This window comes from Nocardia farcinica (genome assembly GCF_029867845.1).
GTDB lineage: Bacteria > Actinomycetota > Actinomycetes > Mycobacteriales > Mycobacteriaceae > Nocardia > Nocardia farcinica_A.
On the sequence record NZ_JARWRU010000592.1, the window covers coordinates 1 to 1,984 of the forward strand.

2 protein-coding genes are annotated in these 1,984 nt (G+C 72.1%); one reads left to right on the top strand and one right to left on the bottom strand.

The features are described 5' to 3' along the window. A partial coding sequence (locus QH283_RS12935; RefSeq protein ID WP_280503247.1) for a cyclodeaminase/cyclohydrolase family protein occupies window positions 1-674 on the bottom strand: 674 nt, incomplete at its 3' end. Between the two features lie 124 nt (window positions 675-798). On the opposite strand from QH283_RS12935, the gene QH283_RS12940 reads away from it, so the two are divergent. Continuing rightward, window positions 799-1,842: an LLM class F420-dependent oxidoreductase gene (locus QH283_RS12940; RefSeq protein WP_280503248.1), complete on the top strand. Its 1,044-nt coding sequence runs from the start codon at window positions 799-801 to the stop codon at window positions 1,840-1,842. Window positions 1,843-1,984: the final 142 nt, after the last annotated feature.

A 1,984-nucleotide genomic window follows, 5' to 3' on the forward strand; every position in this document is an offset into this window, starting at 1 on the left:
TTCAGGCGCACGGCGTGCAGCACATCGGCGTGCAGGGCGTCGGCGCGCCCGGCGATCTCCTCGACGCGCATCAGTGCCGGAGCGAACTTGTCGCCCTCGGCGGCGGGCAGCGAGGCCACATTGATCTCGATGTTGAGCTGCGAGCTGGTGGCCGCGGCGCGGGCGGCGTCGGCGGCGGCGCCGATGTCGGTGACCACGTTCGGGTTGCCGATCGGCAGCAGCTCCGCGGCCAGCGAGAGCACCTCGTCGGCCTCGTCGACCACCGCGGCGGGCACCCGGGCGGCCTCGATCAGCGCGGCCTCGATGGCGGCCTTGCGCGCCGCGGCCTCCTCCTCGGTGCCCTTGGGCAGCTTGTAGGCAGCGCCGACGGCGGTGAAGGCGGCGGCGTCGGCGTCGGCCAGCGCCAGCGCGCGCTCGCGGGCGGCGTCGGCGGCCTCGATGATCCGATCGATCACCGGACGGTGCTCGGCGTCCTTGGCGCGGGTGGTGTAGCGGGCCACCATCGCGACCAGCGCGGCGCCCTGAGCGGCGTGCAGCGCGGCGACGGCGCCGCCGCCGGGGGCGGGCCCCTTAGCGCCCAGCTCGGACAGATAGCCGGCGAGGGTGGCGGAGCCGAAGGACCCGGCCGAGGCGGGCGAGGTGCTATCCGGGGACGAGGTGGTCGGCTGCGACACGGAGTTTCGGCCTTTCGGTGACGGCGAATGACTACGGCATCACGCTACTCGGCGCGGTGACCTCCACCGCACGCGACACCGCGTGCCATCCGATGCGTGGCTCATCGGTTGCCAGGGTTATGTTGTGGCTATGCGGATCGGATTGGGCATCAACTATTCGGGCGGCTTCAAGGAGGTCGCGGCCGAGGTCGCCGACCTGGAGAAGGCCGGCCTCGACATCGTCTTCGTGCCCGAGGCGTACTCCTTCGACGCGGTCAGCGCGCTGGGCTATCTCGCGGCCAGGACCGAACGGGTCGAACTGGCCTCGGGCATCATGCAGATCTACACCAGGACGCCCAGCCTGACCGCCATGACCGCCGCGGGCCTGGACTTCGTCTCCGACGGCCGTTTCCTGCTCGGCCTCGGCGCCTCCGGTCCGCAGGTCGTCGAGGGTTTCCACGGCGTACCCTATGACGCGCCCATCGGCCGCACCAGGGAGCTGGTGGAGATCTGCCGCAAGGTGTGGCGGCGCGAGCGCCTGGAATACCAGGGCAAGCACTACCAGATTCCGCTGCCCGCCGACCGTGGCACCGGTCTCGGCAAGGCGCTCAAGCTCATCAATCACCCGGTGCGCCCGAACATTCCGATCCTGCTGGCCGCGCTCGGCCCGAAGAACGTCGAACTGGCCGCCGAGGTGGCCGAGGGCTGGCAGCCGATCTTCTTCCTGCCGGAGAAGGCCGGGGAGGTCTGGGGCGATGCGCTGGCCGCGGGCAAGGCCAAGCGTGATCCGGCCCTCGGCGACCTCGAGGTGTTCGCCGGACCGGCGCTGGCCATCGGTGAGAACGTGACCCCGCTGCTGGAGTTCGTCAAGCCGCACCTGGCGCTCTACATCGGCGGCATGGGCGCCAAGGGCAAGAACTTCTACCACACCCTGGCCACCCGCTACGGCTACGGCGCCGAGGCCGACCGCATCCAGGAGCTCTACCTGGCAGGCAGGAAGGAAGAGGCCACCAAGGTGGTCCCCGACGACCTGGTGCGCGACATCTCGCTGATCGGCCCGGCCGGATTCGTCAAGGAACGCGTCGCCGCCTTCAAGGAGGCAGGCGCGACCGTGCTCAACGTGGTCCCGCTGGCGGGCACCCCCGCCGAGCGCGTCGGTCTCATCGAGCAGCTGCGCGCACTGGTCTGACCGGGGCCTGCCCCGCCCCTGCGGGTGACCGTCCGCACAGACGAAGACGGGGGGGCCGCCCCGGGGGGGGGGGGCGGGGGGGGGGTGGGGGGGGTTTGCGGCGGAGGGGGGCCGGCCCCCCGGCCAAGGGGGGGGGGGGGGG